This is a genomic window from Nitrospinota bacterium, assembly GCA_016217735.1.
Classification (GTDB): domain Bacteria; phylum Nitrospinota_A; class UBA7883; order JACRGQ01; family JACRGQ01; genus JACRGQ01.
This window is the reverse complement of the sequence record JACRGQ010000047.1, coordinates 1-18608: the sequence shown is the minus strand read 5'-3', so window position 1 is coordinate 18608 and position 18608 is coordinate 1. Positions and strand designations below refer to the sequence as shown.

At 56.5% G+C, this 18608-nt stretch carries 17 protein-coding genes and 1 tRNA gene; 5 read left to right on the top strand and 13 right to left on the bottom strand.

Features of this window, described 5'->3' with window-relative positions:
- The 4 genes from HZA03_07970 to HZA03_07955 all read right to left on the bottom strand — a co-directional run.
- Positions 1 to 3941 (bottom strand): DUF4011 domain-containing protein (locus HZA03_07970; protein ID MBI5637889.1); only part of this gene is annotated, 3941 nt, incomplete at its 3' end.
- A gap of 125 nt (positions 3942 to 4066) precedes the next feature.
- Positions 4067 to 5110: a Fic family protein gene (locus HZA03_07965; protein ID MBI5637888.1), complete on the bottom strand. Its 1044-nt coding sequence runs from the start codon at positions 5108 to 5110 to the stop codon at positions 4067 to 4069.
- 91 nt (positions 5111 to 5201) lie between these two features.
- Positions 5202 to 5278, bottom strand: a tRNA-Arg gene (locus tag HZA03_07960).
- A 111-nt stretch (positions 5279 to 5389) separates the two neighbouring features.
- Positions 5390 to 5575, bottom strand: a complete 186-nt coding sequence (locus HZA03_07955; protein ID MBI5637887.1) for a hypothetical protein — start codon at positions 5573 to 5575, stop codon at positions 5390 to 5392.
- Positions 5576 to 5643: 68 nt separating this feature from the next.
- Between HZA03_07955 and HZA03_07950 the strand changes: the two genes are divergently transcribed.
- On the top strand, positions 5644 to 6066 hold the full coding sequence (locus HZA03_07950; GenBank protein MBI5637886.1) for a hemerythrin family protein: 423 nt from the start codon (positions 5644 to 5646) through the stop codon (positions 6064 to 6066).
- Between the two features lie 142 nt (positions 6067 to 6208).
- On the opposite strand, the gene HZA03_07945 is transcribed toward HZA03_07950, so the two are convergent.
- Positions 6209 to 6796 carry a peroxiredoxin gene (locus HZA03_07945; GenBank protein MBI5637885.1) on the bottom strand — a complete coding sequence of 196 codons (588 nt, stop codon included), beginning with the start codon at positions 6794 to 6796 and terminating at the stop codon, positions 6209 to 6211.
- A gap of 123 nt (positions 6797 to 6919) precedes the next feature.
- The gene (locus tag HZA03_07940; protein ID MBI5637884.1) at positions 6920 to 7594 is read right to left on the bottom strand and encodes a Crp/Fnr family transcriptional regulator; all 675 of its coding nucleotides are present in this window, start codon (positions 7592 to 7594) and stop codon (positions 6920 to 6922) included.
- 126 nt (positions 7595 to 7720) lie between these two features.
- On the opposite strand from HZA03_07940, the gene HZA03_07935 reads away from it, so the two are divergent.
- Together HZA03_07935 and HZA03_07930 are read left to right on the top strand one after the other, a co-directional pair.
- Positions 7721 to 8692, top strand: coding sequence for a DUF1858 domain-containing protein (locus HZA03_07935; protein ID MBI5637883.1), 972 nt, complete (start codon positions 7721 to 7723; stop codon positions 8690 to 8692).
- Between the two features lie 14 nt (positions 8693 to 8706).
- Complete coding sequence (locus HZA03_07930) at positions 8707 to 9384, top strand: hypothetical protein (GenBank protein ID MBI5637882.1); 678 nt, start codon at positions 8707 to 8709, stop codon at positions 9382 to 9384.
- Positions 9385 to 9598: 214 nt separating this feature from the next.
- On the opposite strand, the gene HZA03_07925 is transcribed toward HZA03_07930, so the two are convergent.
- The 3 genes from HZA03_07925 to HZA03_07915 form a co-directional block, all read right to left on the bottom strand.
- The gene (locus HZA03_07925) at positions 9599 to 10807 is read right to left on the bottom strand and encodes a carbohydrate porin (GenBank protein ID MBI5637881.1); all 1209 of its coding nucleotides are present in this window, start codon (positions 10805 to 10807) and stop codon (positions 9599 to 9601) included.
- Positions 10808 to 10914: 107 nt separating this feature from the next.
- Positions 10915 to 11223 carry a PDGLE domain-containing protein gene (locus HZA03_07920; protein MBI5637880.1) on the bottom strand — a complete coding sequence of 103 codons (309 nt, stop codon included), beginning with the start codon at positions 11221 to 11223 and terminating at the stop codon, positions 10915 to 10917.
- Complete coding sequence (locus HZA03_07915) at positions 11220 to 11882, bottom strand: energy-coupling factor ABC transporter permease (GenBank protein ID MBI5637879.1); 663 nt, start codon at positions 11880 to 11882, stop codon at positions 11220 to 11222. Before HZA03_07915 ends, HZA03_07920 begins: the two co-directional genes overlap by 4 nt.
- A gap of 920 nt (positions 11883 to 12802) precedes the next feature.
- Here HZA03_07915 and HZA03_07910 point away from each other — a divergent pair.
- Complete coding sequence (locus tag HZA03_07910; protein MBI5637878.1) at positions 12803 to 13945, top strand: methyl-accepting chemotaxis protein; 1143 nt, start codon at positions 12803 to 12805, stop codon at positions 13943 to 13945.
- 33 nt (positions 13946 to 13978) lie between these two features.
- Complete coding sequence (locus HZA03_07905) at positions 13979 to 15445, top strand: methyl-accepting chemotaxis protein (GenBank protein MBI5637877.1); 1467 nt, start codon at positions 13979 to 13981, stop codon at positions 15443 to 15445.
- A gap of 3 nt (positions 15446 to 15448) precedes the next feature.
- Here the strand turns inward: HZA03_07905 and HZA03_07900 are convergent, their stop codons facing one another.
- From HZA03_07900 to HZA03_07885, 4 genes are read right to left on the bottom strand one after another with little or no spacing between them, the layout of a single operon-like run.
- Complete coding sequence (locus HZA03_07900; protein MBI5637876.1) at positions 15449 to 15766, bottom strand: ATP-dependent Clp protease adaptor ClpS; 318 nt, start codon at positions 15764 to 15766, stop codon at positions 15449 to 15451.
- Positions 15753 to 16424, bottom strand: a complete 672-nt coding sequence (locus HZA03_07895) for an ABC transporter ATP-binding protein (protein ID MBI5637875.1) — start codon at positions 16422 to 16424, stop codon at positions 15753 to 15755. The genes HZA03_07900 and HZA03_07895 overlap by 14 nt, the downstream gene beginning before the upstream one ends.
- 53 nt (positions 16425 to 16477) lie before the next feature.
- The gene (locus tag HZA03_07890) at positions 16478 to 17461 is read right to left on the bottom strand and encodes a VWA domain-containing protein (protein ID MBI5637874.1); all 984 of its coding nucleotides are present in this window, start codon (positions 17459 to 17461) and stop codon (positions 16478 to 16480) included.
- Complete coding sequence (locus HZA03_07885) at positions 17458 to 18444, bottom strand: VWA domain-containing protein (GenBank protein MBI5637873.1); 987 nt, start codon at positions 18442 to 18444, stop codon at positions 17458 to 17460. The genes HZA03_07890 and HZA03_07885 overlap by 4 nt, the downstream gene beginning before the upstream one ends.
- Positions 18445 to 18608: the final 164 nt, after the last annotated feature.

Genomic DNA, 18608 nt, shown 5'->3' with positions numbered 1-18608 from the left:
GCGTCCTCTGGCTTGATCTGAGAAGCTTCGTCCATAACGACCAAATCAAATTCAATCTGTCCAGGCTCAAGATATTGGGCAACAGACATTGGCCCCATCATAAAGCATGGCTTCAAAGCGACCATTGCGCGACCCGCTCTCTGCAGGAGTTGCCTAATGGGAAGATGGCGGGTCTGCTTGCTACACTCGTGTTTTAATAATGTCAACTCAGTAAGTTCGCTAACACGCACAGCATTATTTCCTGCTGGTATGTCTACCGGATCAATCTGATAGGATATTTTTTGGCATTGCAGCTTCTTTAGTTGATTATCGCACTCCCTGAACTGGCCTTGTATAACTTCCTGGCTACGGCCGGAAAATCTTCCAAGTTCAGCGTGCATGGACAATATCTCACGAGCCAATAAACCATAAACAGCGGCCTTGCAAGCATTATCAACTTGACGTAAATCTATTTCGCCTTTTTCGACAGCTGTTACCAGCCTGACAAATCCTATAGATACCAGATGCTCGCGTACGCGAGCATAATCGAGCCAATTCTTTACAGTATCGGGGTTTTCAAGCGCCCTGCTATTCCTGGCAATCAGTTCATTCAACAGATCGCTTGTCAACCAGCTATCACGATCCAGCACAGTGAGTTGCTCAAAAACCAAGTAATTGGACCGCTGCTCTTCTATTAATGCTCTTAACCTATCGGCAAGAGCCTTGATTGTGAGAAAGATAGAGGCCTCTGGAAGATCATAAATTCGCTGCCGAACATTTTCATTCGCCAATTTTCGATCGATACAATCGGCCATAACTAGTGTATTGCGAAGCACAGATAGCGAAGAAGTATTATCAACATTCAACCCGAGGTTAAGACTTATGCGTCCTTTGAACAGCTTGTCTCCATAATCGGCTTTTTCCCATGCACTAACATATCTTCTATGAGAATCAAGACCTTCTATGCGATTCGCCAGTTCCCCAATTGAAATAGCGTCATCTACTATCAGAGGCTTGCAGGAAAGCAGAGACTCATTAAGCAATGCAAGGAGCTTGGAAATTACACTCTCTTCCCCAACAAGTTGGGCTTTAACACTTCGCATCTCAGTAAAAGGTGTGAATATATTCTTGATGCTGCCAAAAGCATTCAGCAATTCGAGGAGTTGCCCTTGTACACCTTGCTCATTCAAAGAACGAATAGCTTTAGCTATCCCCTGCGGCAAACAGAGTATTGCATTGCCAAGAGCCACTCTTTGCCCGAATCCCACACCATATTGTCGTCGCACATTTTTATACCAGTTGCGCAATGCCTCCATCGCCACCAAGTCAGTCTCAAGCCCCTTGAAATGGTCACCGAGAGCTTCCCGATAGTCACCATTTCCATTGAGCTTATCGCGTCTCTCCGCATACTCCTCTGCTTTTCCCAAAAGTGGGTATAATCTGGAAAAGGCGACCTGATTGTTTGCAGCGAACCCGACCGCCTGTTTACGCGCTGAGCGCCAACCGCTTTTTAACCAACGGAATACTCCTCCATCATCAATGGTTTCCCTGATTCGCCTCAATACACTATTTTCAGGCAGGACATCAAGCCGAAATACCCCCTCCAATTCGACTTTGAATGTATAAAGCTTTTCAATTTCTGCACGCAATTTAGGTAACAAATCATCCAACTCGTCATTATCAAAGCGTTCATCGCGAAGCCTTAAATAGGAAGGATTGAGGCCCGCCACTAAATCAATAAATATCGTCAACTCTCTTAATCCCGCTTCAGTGGGTAAAAGATGCCCTGTCCCATCCTTTCCAACTGCAGAATGAATTTCGCTCAACGGCCCTGCTACCTTTGCCAGTTCGTCCTGTATCGTTTTCAGCCTTTTGATGGCCTCTCCCAATTCCCCTAACCTGACTGCCTCTCCCACAAGCTGACGAAGTTGCCTGCTTCCAGCGAGGAAACCATCGACCGCAGCGAGGTCGTGCAATACATCCGGCCCTACCGTATCGGCTAGTTCCGCATAGCGCGTTTGAATATCCTCAAAGAGCTTTAGATGTTGTTGTGCTTTATCTAGGGCCTTACCTCGCAAAACAGGCAGCAGATCAAGCAGTTCATTCCCATTGAGGGATGGCAAACGCTCAAGATTTTCTATTAGCAATAATAGCCCGCTCAATGACTTGGGGACACTATCCATCCCGCAGCTCAAGCTTGACGTAAAATTAGCTATCTCCTTGTCTAATGATTGCAAGGAGTGTTGCCAAGCTTGCAGCGCAGATACGACATGACTAAGGTCAAATATCTGCAAATCGGTGTTGCGTACGCCATACCATGGATGCCGATTCATTTCTGGCTCGGCATCAAGCTGTTCGGCTACTGCTTGATACACCTTGCCAAATGCTTCTACCCGATCATCTATGCGTCGTTGTGTCTCAATATCAAAATTATCGCCATCATATCCTTCTGGGCGTAAAAAATCAGGATTGATGCCAATCGCCTCGCGATAGCGGGTGGCGGCCATAAAGATTTCATGCAATGTCTTTCCGGTGCTTTTCCACACCCTATTGATCCGCTCAACATGCTCCTTCAGATCTTTTTTGAGCTTTTCGTAACGCTTAATTTCAAGCTCGATGTCCCTTGGCATAGGATAACGATGGTGTTTTTTTATGCGAGATCCGATCTCTTCAAGCACTTTCCGCTTTTGGGTCTTATGGCTATGCAGTTCCAAACAGAACTCACCAAGTCCAGCCGCATCAAGTCGGCGGCGGACCACCTCCAGCGCCGCCAACTTTTCAGCAACAAATAGCACTCGCTTTCCTTGTGCCATTGCCGCAGCAATCAAGTTTGTGATGGTTTGCGATTTGCCAGTGCCTGGGGGGCCTTCAATGACCAAATTCTTGCCATCAACCGCATCAACCAAAGCACTATGCTGAGAACTATCCGCATCATCAATCAAAGGGTATTTTGCATGAATATTTTCAAGCTCATCTATGGGATATTCCTCACCAAAGCCTAAACCCCTATTGTCTTGTTCCTGTTCATCGTTTCCACCCGCAAGAAAGCGTCCAACGACGGGGTGATCGATAATACTTGTGCCCTTCGACCAACGCGAAGGATCAAGATCAAGGTACATCAGAAGCTTACTGAAATTTAGGAGGGTTAAAGTAATATAGCGGCGCACGCGCCAACGTGGCTGATTCTTCTTAATCAACGCCAACACTTTATTAAAGTAAAATTCAGGATCAGAATCCTCGTCAAGATCTGGCAATGCCAAAGCAAAATCGGCGCGAAGCTTTTCCCTCAATGAAAGGTTAGGAATGATATCTTCGCCAGAGTAATTTACTGTGTACTCATAGGTCTTGGTCTTACGATTCAGCTTCCCTTTCTGCAAACGCACCGGCACAAGGAACAAGGGTGCGATATGTGAATTATCATTATTGCTTTCAAACCATTCCAAAAAACCAAATGCCAGATAAAGAATATTTGCCCCCATTTCCTGGATGGCTGACTCAGAGGTCTGCATCAGATTCTTCAGTCGAGCTTCCAGTTCATATGGATAGAGCAAGGTCTGCATGCAATTGTCTGAATGTCTGCCATCACCTACTGTTGCAAGTGGTGTTGGAACTTCATAGGAAATATCCATGCCTAACTGTTTTGCCCACTCATCTGCGGCGGGATTGCCCATTAAGCGGATTTCTTGCTCAGTTTTCTCGTCAATTTTGATATAACCCGCTTTAACCAATTCATTGCGGGTTGGTTCTGGAACTGGGCGAAAACGCATTTCCTTCCATCCCGACGCGGAAGTGGCATTTTCGGTCAATAACGTTTCGACTAACTGATTTGGCAGTTCATCAATAATGCGAAGACTTCCTTTTTCGGTATGGCGAAAATTGATAAGACGATTACGCGATGTCAGATCAAGTAACCGCAGGCGAAGATTATCCAGCGTTTTTAATGCCCCATCCTTATTCGGCATACACTACCCCTTATATTTTTCCGCCAACTCTAGCAATTCCGGCGATTTTCGCCAATTTCGCTCCAGTTGACTACAATTTGACTACAGTCGATGTCGCAAGTTGTGTCGCCAGTTTGTCACAAGTTTCAGTCTTTGGCTTTCAAGCGATACCGCCGACGATTTGTAGCCCCTTCCTGCTTCAATAAGCCGCCATCGACCATCCCTTTCAGTTCGCGTTGAAGTGTGCGGCGAGTCGTTCTGGGGCATAGCTTTTCGAAATCTTGAATGGCGAGGTTACCATTATCCATGATGAAGGCAAGCGCCTTCTGTTGGCGATTGCTTAGCTGATACTTCTTTTCCAAAACATCCTGTTTGATGACCCGCTCGCCTTTCTCTTGCACCTCGTTAAGCTGAACGGCAAGCCCTTCAACGAAGTATTCGACCCAGCCGGTCATATCCATATCGTTTTCCCGAACGCTTTGGATAGCGCGGTAATAAGCTGGCCTGTCCCGGTCGTAGAATTCGCTGATGGTAAAAAGCTTTTTGAAGTCATACCCTGTGCGGAAAAGATGCAGAGTGGATAGCAATCGGGCCGTTCGCCCATTGCCGTCAATAAACGGGTGGATATGCACTAACTGGAACTGCGCAATTCCCGCCATGATAGCGGCATGAATTTCCTTTTCGCCATTAAGCCAGTCAACAAGCTCCCGCATCATGATCGGAACTTCATGTGCGGGAGGCGGCGTATAGATAACCTCTTTCGTTCTTGAGTTGACAACGTAGTTTTGAATCTTCCGATATTCGCCGGGGGCGGCCTTATTTCCCCGCACCCCTTGCACAAGGCGTTTGTGGATTTCCCGCACCAGCCCTTCGGTTATCGGCTCACCGCTCCCCAAATACCCGGCCACAAGATCAAAAGCTTTCCGGTAGTTGAGAAGCTCCTTTTTATCGTTTGGGTCGGCATCCCTTACCGGCTTTCCCGCCAACAGCTTTTCCGCCTGAGCCAGCGTCAATTGCGTTCCTTCAATATGCGTTGTATGGTGCGCTTCTAGAATTAGGGCGCGGGATTGCATCCCCTTTATCCAATCCTTTGACAATTGGGCGGCCTCAAGGAACCCCCGCGCCCGTTCAATCCGCGTAAGCGCATTGGTAATTGCGTTGGTGATTTTCAGTTTTGGATTAAGTCTCATTTACTTGTCCATATGCGTTATACACACCCTAGTCCGCCTCAGCCTGAGCCAGGACAAACCACGCGATAACCCTATAAACACCGCATGAAAATGGTGCGCCCGGCGGGACTCGAACCCACGACCTACGGATTAGAAATCCGGTGCTCTATCCGGCTGAGCTACGGGCGCAGTCTAAAACATCAATGCCTATATAATGCGGAAACCGGACACATTGTGCGCGGCCAGCAATCCGGCTGGCATTCATTCCAGCCTACCGAAGCCTATCATAATAATATTGACTCAAACATCGTCAGACACAACTTCAACATCTCCGTAATTCTTGCATCTTTCCGTTATAAGCGCATCTTTTTTTCTAAAGAAAAACTTCGTCATCTTGCGTCCCGCCTGCTTCGGAAACGGGTGGACGATTTCAATCGGGAGCAGACGCCAAAACAGGGAATATTTGATAAATACCGGTTTAATCACGTACAATTCCAAACTAAACCATAATGGGAAGATCGGCATAGTCATCCGGCATCGAGAGTGGAGCACAAATGGGAAAAGCAATTCTACCGTGGGATGATGGTTTCAGCGTCGGCATTCAGTCGTTCGACGACCAGCACAAAAAACTCTTTGAGATCATCAATCGCGTGTATACCACGATTGTCGCCAGGAAAAATCCGGCAAGCCGGGAGTTGCTGAACGGGACGCTGAACGAGATGGTGGAATACATGAAGCTGCACTTCGAAGCCGAGGAGCAGGCAATGCGGGCGCATGGCTACCCGGAATATGAAAAGCACAAAAAGGAGCACGATGATTTTGCGCGGTCGGTGGCGGATTTTAAACGCCGGTACGATAAAGGAGGCGCGATGATAACGGGGGAGCTATTAGGCTCGCTGGCGACATGGCTGGACACGCACCTGAACGGCACGGACAAGCGGTATACCCCATATCTTTCCGCGCGGAGCGTTCAGTAACTTTTCCATCGCCGGCGCCGCAAAATGGACGGGAAACATATCCGGCTTCAGGTTGACGGCGGAAAATGCGCTCTCCGGGCGGGGGATAAAAAAGCCCCCCGGCGTATAACAGCGGGGGGCTTTGACAAACAACAACGGGCGGTTACTTGTCCTTGAACCAATCCTTCAATCCGCCCTGATCCGGCTTCATCCCTTTCTGCCCTTCGTGCCAGTTGGCCGGGCAGACCTCGCCGTTTTTTTCAAGGTGTTGCAGCGCTTCCAACATGCGCAACGCCTCATCGGTGTTCCGGCCAAGGCCGAGCGCGTTCACCACCTGATGCTGCACCATGCCGTCTTTATCGATCAGGAACAGGCCGCGGAACGCGATGCCCGCGCCTTCGACCAGCACGTCGTAATCGGCCGCGATGGTTTTGTTGATGTCCGCCACCAGCGGATAGGTGACCCCTTTGATTCCGCCCTCTTTCACCGGGGTGTTCAGCCACGCGAGATGCGAAAATTTCGAGTCGACCGATACGCCGACAACTTCGCAGTTGCGTTTTTTGAAGTCGTCCAGCTTCGCCTGAAAAGCGTGAAGTTCGGTGGGGCAAACAAAGGTGAAGTCGAGCGGATAGAAGAACAACACCACGTATTTTCCCTTGAACTGCGAGAGGGTGAAGCTGTCGTCGAACTTGCCGTTTATGACGGCGGAGGCCTTGAAGTCGGGAGCTTTGCGTCCTGTCAATACTGCCATAATTTACTCCTTAGCTAAAAAATCAACTTTAAAACCATTTTACGGCTTTGCGGTGCAATGGAGGTATACGAGAGCCTTTATGCCTGTCGCCGGGACGGAATACAGCGGGGTTAGCCCGGCTGGTCAATCGCTATCGGCCATTTTTTCAAGCTTTGCGCGGTCGTAAATCTCCAGTTTTCTTCCTTTAATCTCAAGAATTTCCTCTTCCTTAAGCTTGCCCAGCGCCCGCACCGCCACCTCAAACGAGGTGCCAATGGATTCCGCCAATTCCTTGCGGGTAAGGAAAAGATCGACGTGGATAACGTTTCCTTTTTTGGTTCCCATCTGGTCGGCCATCAGCAACAGGAAGCGCGACAGGCGCCGAATGACCGACTGCACCGACATGCTGCCAAGGTGGGCGGTAAGCTGCCGCAGCCGCCCGCAGAGATCCATCATCACCTCCAGCGCGATTGTGGGATTGCCGGTAATGACCTTCAGCGCGTCCTGCCGCCGCATGACAACCGCCGTGCCGGCGCTCATCGCCTGACAGCTCGCCGGATACGGCTTGCCGTCGATCACCGCCACCAGCGCCACCGAATCTCCCGCCGAGTAAAGCCCCAAGATGGCCGATTTGCCGGAGGGGTACTCCTTGTATACCTTTACTTCCCCATCCTGGATAAACCAAAGGCTTTCGGGAGCCTCCCCTTCGCTGAAGAGAATATCCCCTTTTTCGAAGGATCGCTCATGCGCGATCGCCGCCAACGGCTTCAGGTCGCCGGGAGCAAGTTCCTGAAAGAGAGCCATCTTGGCAAGATCCATACATCTCCAAAAAAGAGGGCCGCCCCGCCCGGGGTTGACAAATATCATTGGACAGCAACAGCAATCATATTATCCTTAAACATCCGAAAATACAAAGCACGTTGAACAGTTAGGAGTTGCACACAAATGGATAGATACCCCCGCTTGTTTATATTGGCCGCCATCGGCTACCTGCTGACCGGCGTAGTGCTGGGAGTTGGCTTTACCGCGGGGGAACTGAACCCCGCCACGCTCCGTTTCGTCCACATCCACCTCAACCTGCTCGGTTTCATGGCGATGTTCATCTACGGCGTGGGCTACCACATCCTGCCGCGTTTCAACGCCGCGCCGGTGAAACATCCCGGGCTGATCGGCATGCATTTCTGGTTCGTTAACGCCGGACTTGTCGGGATGGGCCTTGCCGCCATGGCGGACGGGATGTACGGCACGGGACTGCCCCATGCCGCATTCCTCGCCGCCGGCATCCTCGAAACATTGGGGATTTTCATTTTCGCGTTTAACCTGATCCCGGTGTTGCTGCCGCCCTCCGCCCAGGCCGCGCCGATACCGGTTGCGGCCCCTACAGCCGCGCCGGCAAAGCCGGCGGCTCCCGCGGCGCCGGTCATCACGCCCGGCATGCGCGTCGTAGAGATTTTGGAAAAATTCCCAAGCCTGGAAGGCACGCTCATCGGTTGCGGATTCAAAACGCTCGCCATCCCGGCGGCGCGCGCCTCTTTCGCCAAAACCACCACGCTCGAGCAGGCCTGCCGCATCCACCGGCTGGACGCCGCCGAGATAGCGGAGAAGCTCAACGCGGTGTTGGCGGGGGGCAACGCCGCCGCGCCCCAGCCGGCCCCCGCGCGAAAAGCGGCGGAGCCCGCATCCAAGGGGGAAAAGATCAAGCGGGGCGACCACCCCACCGCCGCCACCCTCATCGGCTCGCTGCTGGAGGCGTACCCCGAAGTAAAACCGGTCTTTGAAAAAAACTACGGCGAAGGCTGTTTCTCCTGCGCGGGGCAGGCATTTGAAACCCTTGCGCAGACCGCCGACATGCATGGCATGAAGGTGGAAACCATACTGAACGAAATCAACCACGCCATCGACACGGCGAAAAAATAACAAGGAGAACGACCATGAGCCTGTTTTTAGGGCCGATTCATTATATGATGTTCGGCAAAATCAAAATAGCGGCCGACCGGAGCCGGATGATTATCGATACGTTCAGCGCAAAATACCCCGCTGAAACGGCCGAGACCGTGAAGGCCGCCGTGCCGGATGGCATCATCTCCTTTGAGGGGGTAACGCTGGAACAGCTGATCGGCGACAACCCGATCCACCAGTTCCTGCAAGGGCTGATCGACCGGATCGAGATAAACGAAGCGGCGCTGGTAACGGCGTTGCTCTACCGCTTTCCGGATGACGCGGAAGAGATGCTGGCGAAAGCGTTTTACGATCACGGGTTCAGCGTGGCGAAACAGGAACTGGCAAACAACCCGGCCGCCCCCGGTCAGGAGATGGCGTTATTCCAGAACATTATCGGCAAAAACTATCTGGAAGGAATGCCATGCGACTCCGTGAGCAGCTACCGCCGCACGGCGCCGGAAACGCTGGAAGTGACGCACTCCGATTGCCTGCACGGCCCCAAATGGGACGCCGCCGGCGCACCGGCGCATGTAATGTGCCGCCTGCTGGACCGGTGGGTGCTCGGCTGCGCGCAGGCCATAAACCCGAAGCTCACCCTCACCCGCGGTTCCACCATCGTGGATGGCGCGCGGGAATGCCGTTGCAGCATCGCCCTGCCGAATAATTAACCCGGTACAATAGAATCTGTTGTTGTCCCCTTAAAGGGGATACCCGCCCCGGATTGAAATTACATACCGGGGCTCCCTTGCCCGTAAGGGCCAAGTGGGGGAAGCTTGCCCCCTCCGGGGTCAACCACAAGGATGAATCCTGTGGTGCCAAACCGCCGGAAAACAAAAACGGCGGCGGGTTAAACACCCGCCGCCGTTTGTTTTTTGGATCAAATCAGAAATCGAGCTGCATCCGCAGGGCGAAAGCGGTAAATTCCCGCTTTTGCAGCCGCGGCAGATTGCTGTGCGACTGAATGTCCGCCGAAAGCCCCATCTTGGGCGTGGCCTGCCAGCGGTAGTACGCCTCGATCATCGACTGGTCGCCGGAGAGCGGACCGCCGAGCGAGGTCTCGAGGGCCGTCTTCACATCCGGCTTCATCTTGCCGGTGGCGTAGCCGATACCCACCGCGTCCGCCTCGCGGCTCCAAAGCGCGCCGGAGAATTGGAAACCGCCGGACATAATCGTCTCCAGCGGGTCGGTGCCAAGCGCGGCGCCGGTGTTATCGACGATCTGGAGCTTCTTGTCCTGCTGTGAATAGCGGAGAAATAACCCTATTTCATCCGAGAGATACTGGTCAAAGCTGGCTCCATAAGCAATGGCCGCTTTCATCTCACCGGTCACGATGTCGGCGCGGCTCCGTTCATCTTGCAGTACATAAAAACGGTAATTCCCCTGCTGGCCGTTGATTTTCGGGCGGATATTGAGCTGGCCGCCGATGTGGCCGCTATTTCCCATCTTGTTCGCTTCGCCGTTCGCCGCCATCAGGGTGATCTCGAACACCTCGACCGGTGTCAGTACCGCCATCACGCCGGTGGCGTAATACTGGCCGCTCTGCCCCAGCTCCGGATACAGCGCGCCCGGCGTCCGCACGAATGGACCTCCGATGAATTGAGTGGTCTCGGAGTTGGCGAATTCGTTCTTGTCCATCATGGCATGGCAATCCATGCGGCCCACCATCAGCATGACGGCATGATCGAAAAACATTCCCTCATAATAAGCCTGCGAAACGGTGAGGCCCTGCTGGCTGGCCCCGCCCGTATTCGCATAAGTCGTGGAATAGGCATCGTAGTTCGGGCGGAAGGTGCTGCCGCCGACTCTGCCCGTGAGGCCGTCCCCCATCCCCGCCTCCAGCGCGATAATCAGTTTCTGATCCGGCCCCACCTCGGCCTCGATGCCGATGTCGACGGAGTTGGTGAAATCAAGATTGTCGCCGCTGTTCGCATCCGCGGGGTCGCTGTTCCCGCTGGAGGTTTGAACGATGGTGGTGATGCCGCCGCCGATGGTCAGCGTATCGTACCATTTCGCCTCTTTTTCCTCTTCGGCAAAGGCCGGCGCCGCAAAAAGCAAAACGGCCAATATCGCTCCGGTTACGCGCTTAAACATACCCACTCTCCCCTCCTCCATAAAATGCGTTATTCCCCACGTGAATCGGCACAAGGATAATAGCATTGTTTCATTTCAGTTTCCTCCCCCGTTAAAACCGTGCGCCGCTACCGGCCGTCTTTCCCTTTTTTCATTTTCACCATGACCAAGGCAATGCCGATCCCGGCCCCAAAAGCCAGCAGCGTACCGGCAATGCCCGCCAGCAATCCCGACTTCTTCCCCATCGACGGCAACTGGTAATCCGGCATTACGGCGTGCGTCCAGACGGGTTGCCCCCCTTTTTCAAGGAACCCCTTGTCTTCGGCCACTTTTTCCAAACCATCGGGCGAGGATGAGGCGAAGGGGGAGATAAAGAGGGCCAGCGCGATGGCGGCCGCAAGTCCGCCGGCGATAAACAAACGGTAACCGGTATTCATGCCGGTTTCCCTTCGGCGGGAGCAAGCACCCCTTCCTCAATCAGGTCGGGGCGCACCGCCATCACCACCGAAATGACCGTGGTGGTGATGACCGCCTCGCCGATGCCGATGAGCGCGTGTACCCCCGCCATGGCGGACAACGCCACGGAAAGCTCCGAAGTGCCGGATAGCGCCAGCTCCATCGCGCAACAGGAAGCGGAAAGGACAATGGAAAACCACGATGCGGCGGCGGCGGCGATAAGGTACCAACCGCGGGTTTTGGGGCCGGCCGCTTTTACAACCCTGAAGGCGCCCCAGCCCCCCAAGCCGCCGGCAACCCCCATATTGAAAATATTGGCGCCGATAGCCGTGATGCCGCCATCGGCGAAAAGAAGGCACTGGATGATAAGCACCACCGCCATAACGAGGCAACCGTTAAGCGGCCCCAGCAACAGCGCCGCCATCAGGGCGCCGAGGAAATGCCCGCTGGTGCCGGCGGCCACCGGAAAGTTGAGCATCTGCGCGGCGAAAATGAACGCCGCCGCGGTACCCATGAGCGGCACCTGCTTTTCACCCATGGTTTTTCCCGCCCGCCTCACCGCGAGGGCGCAAACCGCGCCGGAAATGACAAACGTAACGGCGTTCACATGATTGCCAACAAACCCGTCGGGTATATGCATATTAAATATCCCTGATGAAGCATTATGATTCTGAATCTGTAACAACAAATATATATCAGCGGCCACCGTGGATAAAGCCATCCCGGCGTTATTATTTTCCCGGTTCGCCGCGGAAACCGCGGCGGCTGGCAACCGGCTGACTGGCCAACTAAAATGTGTTATTGTTGACGGCGGCGTCAACTGTGATGTTTCACGGGAGAGGGATCACGGCGCTGTTTCGCATCAAGGGGGATGGGACTCATAGTGCCCCTGTTTTTTAGGGAGAGTGGGAAATGAACGCTATAAGGAAAATCTATTGGGGCTTTGGGTTTCTCTGCCTAATGCTCATCGTGCTCAACGTCTTTGCAATTTACCAATCGGTCCGGGCCGCGGCGATTGCCGCACGGCTGGAAACCACGTCGAGCATGCGCGAGCTTTCAGCCTCCATGAAGCTGGAAGTGGTGCAGGTGCAGCAGTGGCTGACCGACATCAGCGCCACGCGCGCCGCGCCGGGACTGGATGACGGCTACAAAGAGGCGGAGGAATACGCCAAGCTCTTCCGCGAGCATAACGGCAAGATCAAACAGCTTTTCGCCGGCACCCCCACGGAAGAAACCCTGAAAAACCTCGACAAAACCTTTGAGGCCTATTACGACATGGGACGCGCAATGGCCGCCGCCTACATCAAGGACGGCCCCGCCGGGGGAAACAAGGCGATGGAACAGTTCGACCCCGCCGCCGCGAAGATGACCGACGAATTGGCGAATATTGAGGCTTTAGTGGAAAAAACAGCGGCGGAAGCGCGCGATGAATCCAACCGCGCGGCGGCGAATGCCAGAAACCTTTCCCTGCTTATTACCGCCGCCGCCGTGATCGGCTTCATCCTCGCCGTGATGCTGGCGTACTTTCTCTCCCGCTCCGTCACCCGTCCGATTACCGCCATGGTGGAGGCGATAAAAGAGGTCGCGCAAGGAGACTTCACGCGGGAAGTGCCGGTCACCAGCCGCGACGAGATCGGCGTGATGGGCGGGACCTTCAATGGCATGGTGGAAGAATTGCGCGGAATGTTCAAGGAGATTGGCGGAAGCTCCCGCGCGCTGGCGGCATCGGCGGAGGATCTCTCAGGCATATCCTCGCAGCTCGCCGCCAGTTCCGAGCAGATGTCGGCGCAGGCGGCGGGGGTGGCCGGCGCCACCGAACAGATGTCGTCGAACATCAACTCAATGGCCGCCGCGGTGGAAGAGGCGAGCGTGAACGCCAACGCCGTTTCCGGCACGTCGGAGCAGATGTCGGCGAATATGCGCTCCATCGCCTCATCGGTCGAAGAAATGTCGCACTCCATCCGCGAGGTGGCCAAGAACGCCGACGAAACATCCCAAGTCGCCGGCGAGGCCATGGGCCTGTCGCAAAACGCCAGCAACACCATGCAGACGCTGGGCGCGGCGGCCAACGAGATCGGCAAGGTGACGGCAATGATCAAACGGATCGCGGAGCAGACGAACCTGCTGGCGCTGAACGCCACCATCGAGGCCGCCAGCGCGGGCGAAGCGGGCCGGGGTTTCGCGGTGGTGGCCAACGAGATAAAAGAGCTGGCGAACCAGAGCGCGAGGGCGGCCGAAGAAATCGCGGCGAAGATCGAGGGGGTGCGGGGAAGCGCCACCGGAGCGGTGAAAGTGATCTCCGACGTGTCGGGCATCATCGGGAAAATCAACACATCCGTGGAAAGCATCACCACCGCGATGAACCAGCAGACGGCGGCGGCGACCGAGATATCCCGCAACGTGGCGGAAGTCAGCAAAGGAGCGGTTGACATCGCCGTTTCGATAGCCGAAGTCGCCAAGGGAACGACGGAGATAAGCCGGAACTCCGGCGAGGCGGCGCGCGGCGCCAACGATGTTTCCTCGAACATCCAGGGGATTTCCAAGGCGGTGCAGGACAACAACGCCGGAATAAGGCGGATCAACTCGTCTTCCACCGAACTGGCGAAGGTTTCGTCCGGCTTGCAGGCGATGGTCTCCCGCTTTAAGGTGGAAACCGGCGGCGGCATCCGCAAGGAAATAATATTGCGCAAAAATGCGGGGTAAATGGATAGGTCTGTCTTTTTAAGGGAGTGGGGAATGAACGCCATAAAAAAAATCTATTGGGGCTTCGGGCTGCTGCTTCTGTTGCTGGTCGCGCTCAGCGGCATTTCCATTTATCAGGCGATGCGCTCGGCCGTGCTGACCGCCAGGATGGATGCCGCCTCGCAGCGGCGCGAACTTTCCGATGACATGAAGCTGGACGTGGTGCAGGTACAGCAGTGGCTGACCGATATTTCGGCCACGCGCGGCGCCGAAGGGTTTGACGACGGCTACAAAGAGGCGGAGGAATACGCCAAGCTCTTCCGCGAACACAGCGGCAAGCTCAAGCGGCTCTTCGCCGGCTCCCCCACCGAAGAAAAGCTGAAAAGCGTGGACCGGGCCTTTGAGGATTTCTACACCCTCGGGCGCACGATGGCCGGCACCTACGTCAAGCAGGGGCCGGACGAAGGCAACAAAATGATGGGACAGTTCGACCCGGTCGCCGAAAAGCTGGCCTCCGAAATGGAGGAAACCGTCCAGCAGGTGAACAAGGATTTCGACGAAACGCTGGCGCAACTGGAGACGGCGGCCCAAACCAGCAAACTGATGGGGTTCGCCGCGGCGGCGGCAGGCATTCTGTTGGGCGCGGGCATCGCCATCTACATCGCCACCGATACGCGGCGGCGGATGACCGCCATCACCGAGAACCTCGGGGCCAGCAGCGAGCAGGTGAGCAGCGCGGCGGGGCAACTCTCCGGCGCCAGCCAAACGCTGGCGAGTTCGTCCACCGAGCAGGCGGCCTCGCTGGAGGAAACCAGCGCCACCATGGAGGAGATCGCGGCGATGGCGAAAAATAACGCCGAAAACACGATGCGGGCGAAAAAACTCACCGACGGCTGCATCGCCTCCATTCAGAACAACGATGTTTCCATCAGCCGGATGGTCACCGCCATGAAGGATATCCGCAACTCAAGCGAGGCCATCAGCAAAATAATAAAAACCATCGATGAAATATCGTTCCAGACCAACCTGCTGGCGCTCAATGCCGCCGTGGAGGCGGCACGCGCCGGGGAGCACGGCAAGGGATTCGCCGTGGTGGCCGAAGAGGTGCGCAACCTGGCGCAGCGCGCCTCGGTCGCCGCGAAGGAAACCGAAGCGCTTATTGCCGGCGCCATGGCGGCAACGCACGGCGGGGAGACGCTGGTGACCGAGGTGGCGGGCGTCTTCCGCGGTCTAGCCGGGAGCATTACCGAAATAAACACGCTAGTGACCGAAATAACCTCCGCCTCCGGCGAGCAAGCCAAAGGGGTGGATCAAGTGAATGTGGCAATACAGCAGATCAACGGCACCACCCAGCAAAACGCCAGCAGCAGCGAGGAGGCGGCATCGGCCAGCGAGGAGCTTAACGCGCAGGCGGACACCCTGCGGGAAGTGGTTGACAGCCTGTCGACGCTGGTCGGACTGGATCAGGCCCGCGCCGCCACGGCCGCGCGGCCGGCGTTGACGGCCCCGAGGGGCGCATAGGGGCTATTCGGCCGGCTCGATGCTGAAAGCGAGCGGAAAGCCGTGCGCCTTCGCGTGGCCATGCGCCTGCCCCACCTTAAACTCGGCGTGTTCCAGCGGCATGATCGCCACCACCGCCACCCCCTGATTGTGGGCCGCCGTCATGACCTCCAGCGCGCGGGCGCGATCCGACAGGAAAAACCGCAGCAACGTCTCCACCACGAAATCCATCGGGGTGATTTCGTCATTGTGCAACAGCACCTTGTATGGGGGGATGACGGAAAGCTCGGCGAGCGCCTCATCGGCGGGCGACGGACGCTCTTTCGGATTAGGCCCTTCCATGCAGGCTCCCGCCGTGCAGTTCATACACCGTGTCCATCATGGCGGCCAGCCGCATATTGTGCGTCACGATCACGGCGGCGATGCCCCGCTCCTTCACCATGTTTTTTAAAAGCCCGAAGACCTCTTCGGCGGTGGTCTCGTCCAGATTGCCGGTCGGCTCGTCCGCCAATAGCGCCTTCGGATCGTTCATCAACGCCCGTATGATCGCCACGCGCTGCTGCTCGCCGCCGGAAAGCTTGCCCGGGCGGTGGGCCATCCGCTCCGAAAGCCCCACCGCCCCGAAAAGCCCCTCGGCCTTTTCGCGCGCCAGCCGCGGGTCGTGCCGCGCGATCATCGCCGGCATCAGCACGTTTTCCAGCGCGGTGAACTCCGGCAACAGGTGGTGGAACTGGAACACAAATCCGATATTGCCGCCGCGCATGCCGCTGCGGCGGTCGTCATCCATCGCGAAAAGATCCTCCCCCGCAACCGTCACGCGGCCGGCGTCGGGCCGGTCGAGGCCGCCCAGGATGTGCAACAGCGTCGATTTGCCGGTGCCGGAAGCCCCCACCACCCCCGCCAGTTCCCCGGCGCGCACGGCAAGGTCAAGCCCGCGCAAAACCTCTATTCTGCGCGAATCGAAAACGTAGCTCCGGGCCAGCCCCTCGGCGAAAAGCATCGCTTGATCGTCCATAGCTTCTACTTTAACCCAAAATGGCGGCGCGGGAGAATCTACAATAGCCAACTGAACGCAAAAAACCCGAGCGCCAGCGACAGCGGTATCTGGAAACGCTCTTCGTATACGGTGAAGCGGGTATCGGCTATCGCCCCCTTTTCTTCTTTCTCTATCGCCGCAATGACCGGGCCGATATCGAGTCCGGCGGCGGAAGCGGTATATCCCCCTCCCCCCGCCGCCGCCATGCCGCGCAGCGCCGCGTCGTTCAAACGGGTGAAGACGGTGTTCCCCGCGCGGTCTTTCTTATAGCCCAGCAGCTCCCCCCGCGGGCCGCGCAGCGGTATCGGCGTCCCTTGCGCGCCGCCGATGCCGACGGTGTACAGCTTGGTACCTCGCGCCGCCGCCGCTTTCGCCGCCGCCAGCGGATCCCCTTCGTGATCCTCGCCGTCGGTGATGAGCACGATGATGCGCGATTTTGCCTCGCTGTTTTGCATCGCGGCGGATGCTTTGCGCAACGCCCCGGCGATGTCGGTGCCGCCGGCCGCGGCGGCGTTGTACGTCACCGAGCCGAGGAACATCCGGAAGGTATCGGCATCCAGCGTGAGCGGGCACTCCACCGCCGAATCCCCGGCGAAGACCACCAGCCCCAGCCGGTTCCCCTCCAACGCGCGGGAAAGCCGCTCGATCTCCCTTTTCGCCACCGTCAGCCGGTTCGGCGCCACGTCCTCCGCCGCCATGCTGTACGAAGTGTCCAGGGCCACCATCACATCCACCCCCGTCCGCTTCACTTCCACCGGATGCGCGCCGGTCTGCGGACGGGCAAGCGCCACGGCCAACAACGCGATGCCGAGCAGGAACAGGACGGGCCGCGCGGCCGCGCGCCACCCGCCGCGCATATCCCGCACGATCCCCCCCCAGAGCTTTGGATCGGCGAACCGGCGCAGCCGCCGCCGCGCGGCCGTGCCGGACCACGCATACCCCGCGGCGATCAGCGGCAACAGCCAGAGCAGCCAGAGAAATTCCACCGCCCCCCACTTCATGACGGCAGGCTCCGCAGCGCGCTTTTTTCCAAAATCCACTGCGACAGGATCAGCAGCAGCGCCAGCCCGGCGAACAAACCGAACCGTTCGGTGTATTGGTGATAGACCGTGCTTGCAAGATCGCTTTTTTCCAGCCGGTCGATTTCGGCGTAGATGCCGGCAAGCTCCCGCCCGTTTTGCGCGCTGAAGTAGCGGCCGCCGGTTGTTGCGGCGATGTTTTGCAGCAACGTATCGTCGATATCGCTCTGCACCGGTATCGAGCGGCGGCCAAACACCGGGTCGTCCACCATCACGTTGAATACCCCCCGCGTGCCGACGCCGATGGTGTAAACCTTCACCCCTTCGGCGGCGGCCAGCCCGGCCGCCGTTTCGGGATCGATGATTCCCCGGTTGTTCATGCCGTCGGTAAGCAGCACCACGATCTTGCTTTTCGCGGTGGACGTCTTGAGGCGGTTCACGGCGGTGGCGATGGCCATGCCGATGGCGGTGCCGTCCTCCACCATCCCGCTGCGCAGCGGCGCGATAAAACTTTCCAGCGACGCGTAGTCGAGCGTGAGCGGGCACTGCGTGAAGCTGGTGCCGGCGAACGCCACCAGCCCGATCCGGTCGTTCTTCCGGTTGGCGATAAAACGGCGCATCGCATCTTTCGCCGCCTCAAGGCGGGTGGGATTCATGTCGGTGATGTCCATGCTGGTGGAGGTGTCGACCGCCAGCATGATGTCAATCCCCGCGGCGTGAATTTCGCCACGCCCCGCGCCGCTCTGCGGCCGCGCCAGCGCCACGATCAACAGCGCCGCCGCCGCGACGCGCAGCGCAAACGGCAGGCCGCGCAACCGCACCGCGGCGGGGGGCGGAAATTCCTTCAGCGCCGCCGCGCCGGGAAAGGCTATGGCCGGTTCAATCCGTTTGCCCCTTCCGCGCCGCCACACCCACAGCGGCAGCGCGAAAAGGAGCAGCAGCAAAAGCGGGTCTTCAAATCTCATCGCTCACCTATCATGCCATGTACTGTTGTTGCGAGCAAATAGAAATGTCCGGTTTTGGAGCACATTACTTGTCCGGTTTTCCAAAATTACCTTAGCCGTGATTCTTTTTCAAGCGGCCTTCTTTTTTGTCTGTTTTACCTCCTTTCCCGTTACGTCGTAAAGCG

Excerpts from the sequence above, each read along its gene's own strand:
- HZA03_07965 (MBI5637888.1), bottom strand. The coding sequence starts at position 5,110 with ATGAGACTTAATCCAAAACTGAAAATCACCAACGCAATTACCAATGCG.
- HZA03_07950 (MBI5637886.1), top strand. The coding sequence starts at position 5,644 with ATGGGAAAAGCAATTCTACCGTGGGATGATGGTTTCAGCGTCGGCATT.
- HZA03_07945 (MBI5637885.1), bottom strand. The coding sequence starts at position 6,796 with ATGGCAGTATTGACAGGACGCAAAGCTCCCGACTTCAAGGCCTCCGCC.
- HZA03_07940 (MBI5637884.1), bottom strand. The coding sequence starts at position 7,594 with ATGGATCTTGCCAAGATGGCTCTCTTTCAGGAACTTGCTCCCGGCGAC.
- HZA03_07935 (MBI5637883.1), top strand. The coding sequence starts at position 7,721 with ATGGATAGATACCCCCGCTTGTTTATATTGGCCGCCATCGGCTACCTG.
- HZA03_07930 (MBI5637882.1), top strand. The coding sequence starts at position 8,707 with ATGAGCCTGTTTTTAGGGCCGATTCATTATATGATGTTCGGCAAAATC.
- HZA03_07925 (MBI5637881.1), bottom strand. The coding sequence starts at position 10,807 with ATGTTTAAGCGCGTAACCGGAGCGATATTGGCCGTTTTGCTTTTTGCG.
- HZA03_07920 (MBI5637880.1), bottom strand. The coding sequence starts at position 11,223 with ATGAATACCGGTTACCGTTTGTTTATCGCCGGCGGACTTGCGGCCGCC.
- HZA03_07915 (MBI5637879.1), bottom strand. The coding sequence starts at position 11,882 with ATGCATATACCCGACGGGTTTGTTGGCAATCATGTGAACGCCGTTACG.
- HZA03_07910 (MBI5637878.1), top strand. The coding sequence starts at position 12,803 with ATGGTGGAGGCGATAAAAGAGGTCGCGCAAGGAGACTTCACGCGGGAA.
- HZA03_07905 (MBI5637877.1), top strand. The coding sequence starts at position 13,979 with ATGAACGCCATAAAAAAAATCTATTGGGGCTTCGGGCTGCTGCTTCTG.
- HZA03_07900 (MBI5637876.1), bottom strand. The coding sequence starts at position 15,766 with ATGGAAGGGCCTAATCCGAAAGAGCGTCCGTCGCCCGCCGATGAGGCG.
- HZA03_07895 (MBI5637875.1), bottom strand. The coding sequence starts at position 16,424 with ATGCTTTTCGCCGAGGGGCTGGCCCGGAGCTACGTTTTCGATTCGCGC.
- HZA03_07890 (MBI5637874.1), bottom strand. The coding sequence starts at position 17,461 with ATGAAGTGGGGGGCGGTGGAATTTCTCTGGCTGCTCTGGCTGTTGCCG.
- HZA03_07885 (MBI5637873.1), bottom strand. The coding sequence starts at position 18,444 with ATGAGATTTGAAGACCCGCTTTTGCTGCTGCTCCTTTTCGCGCTGCCG.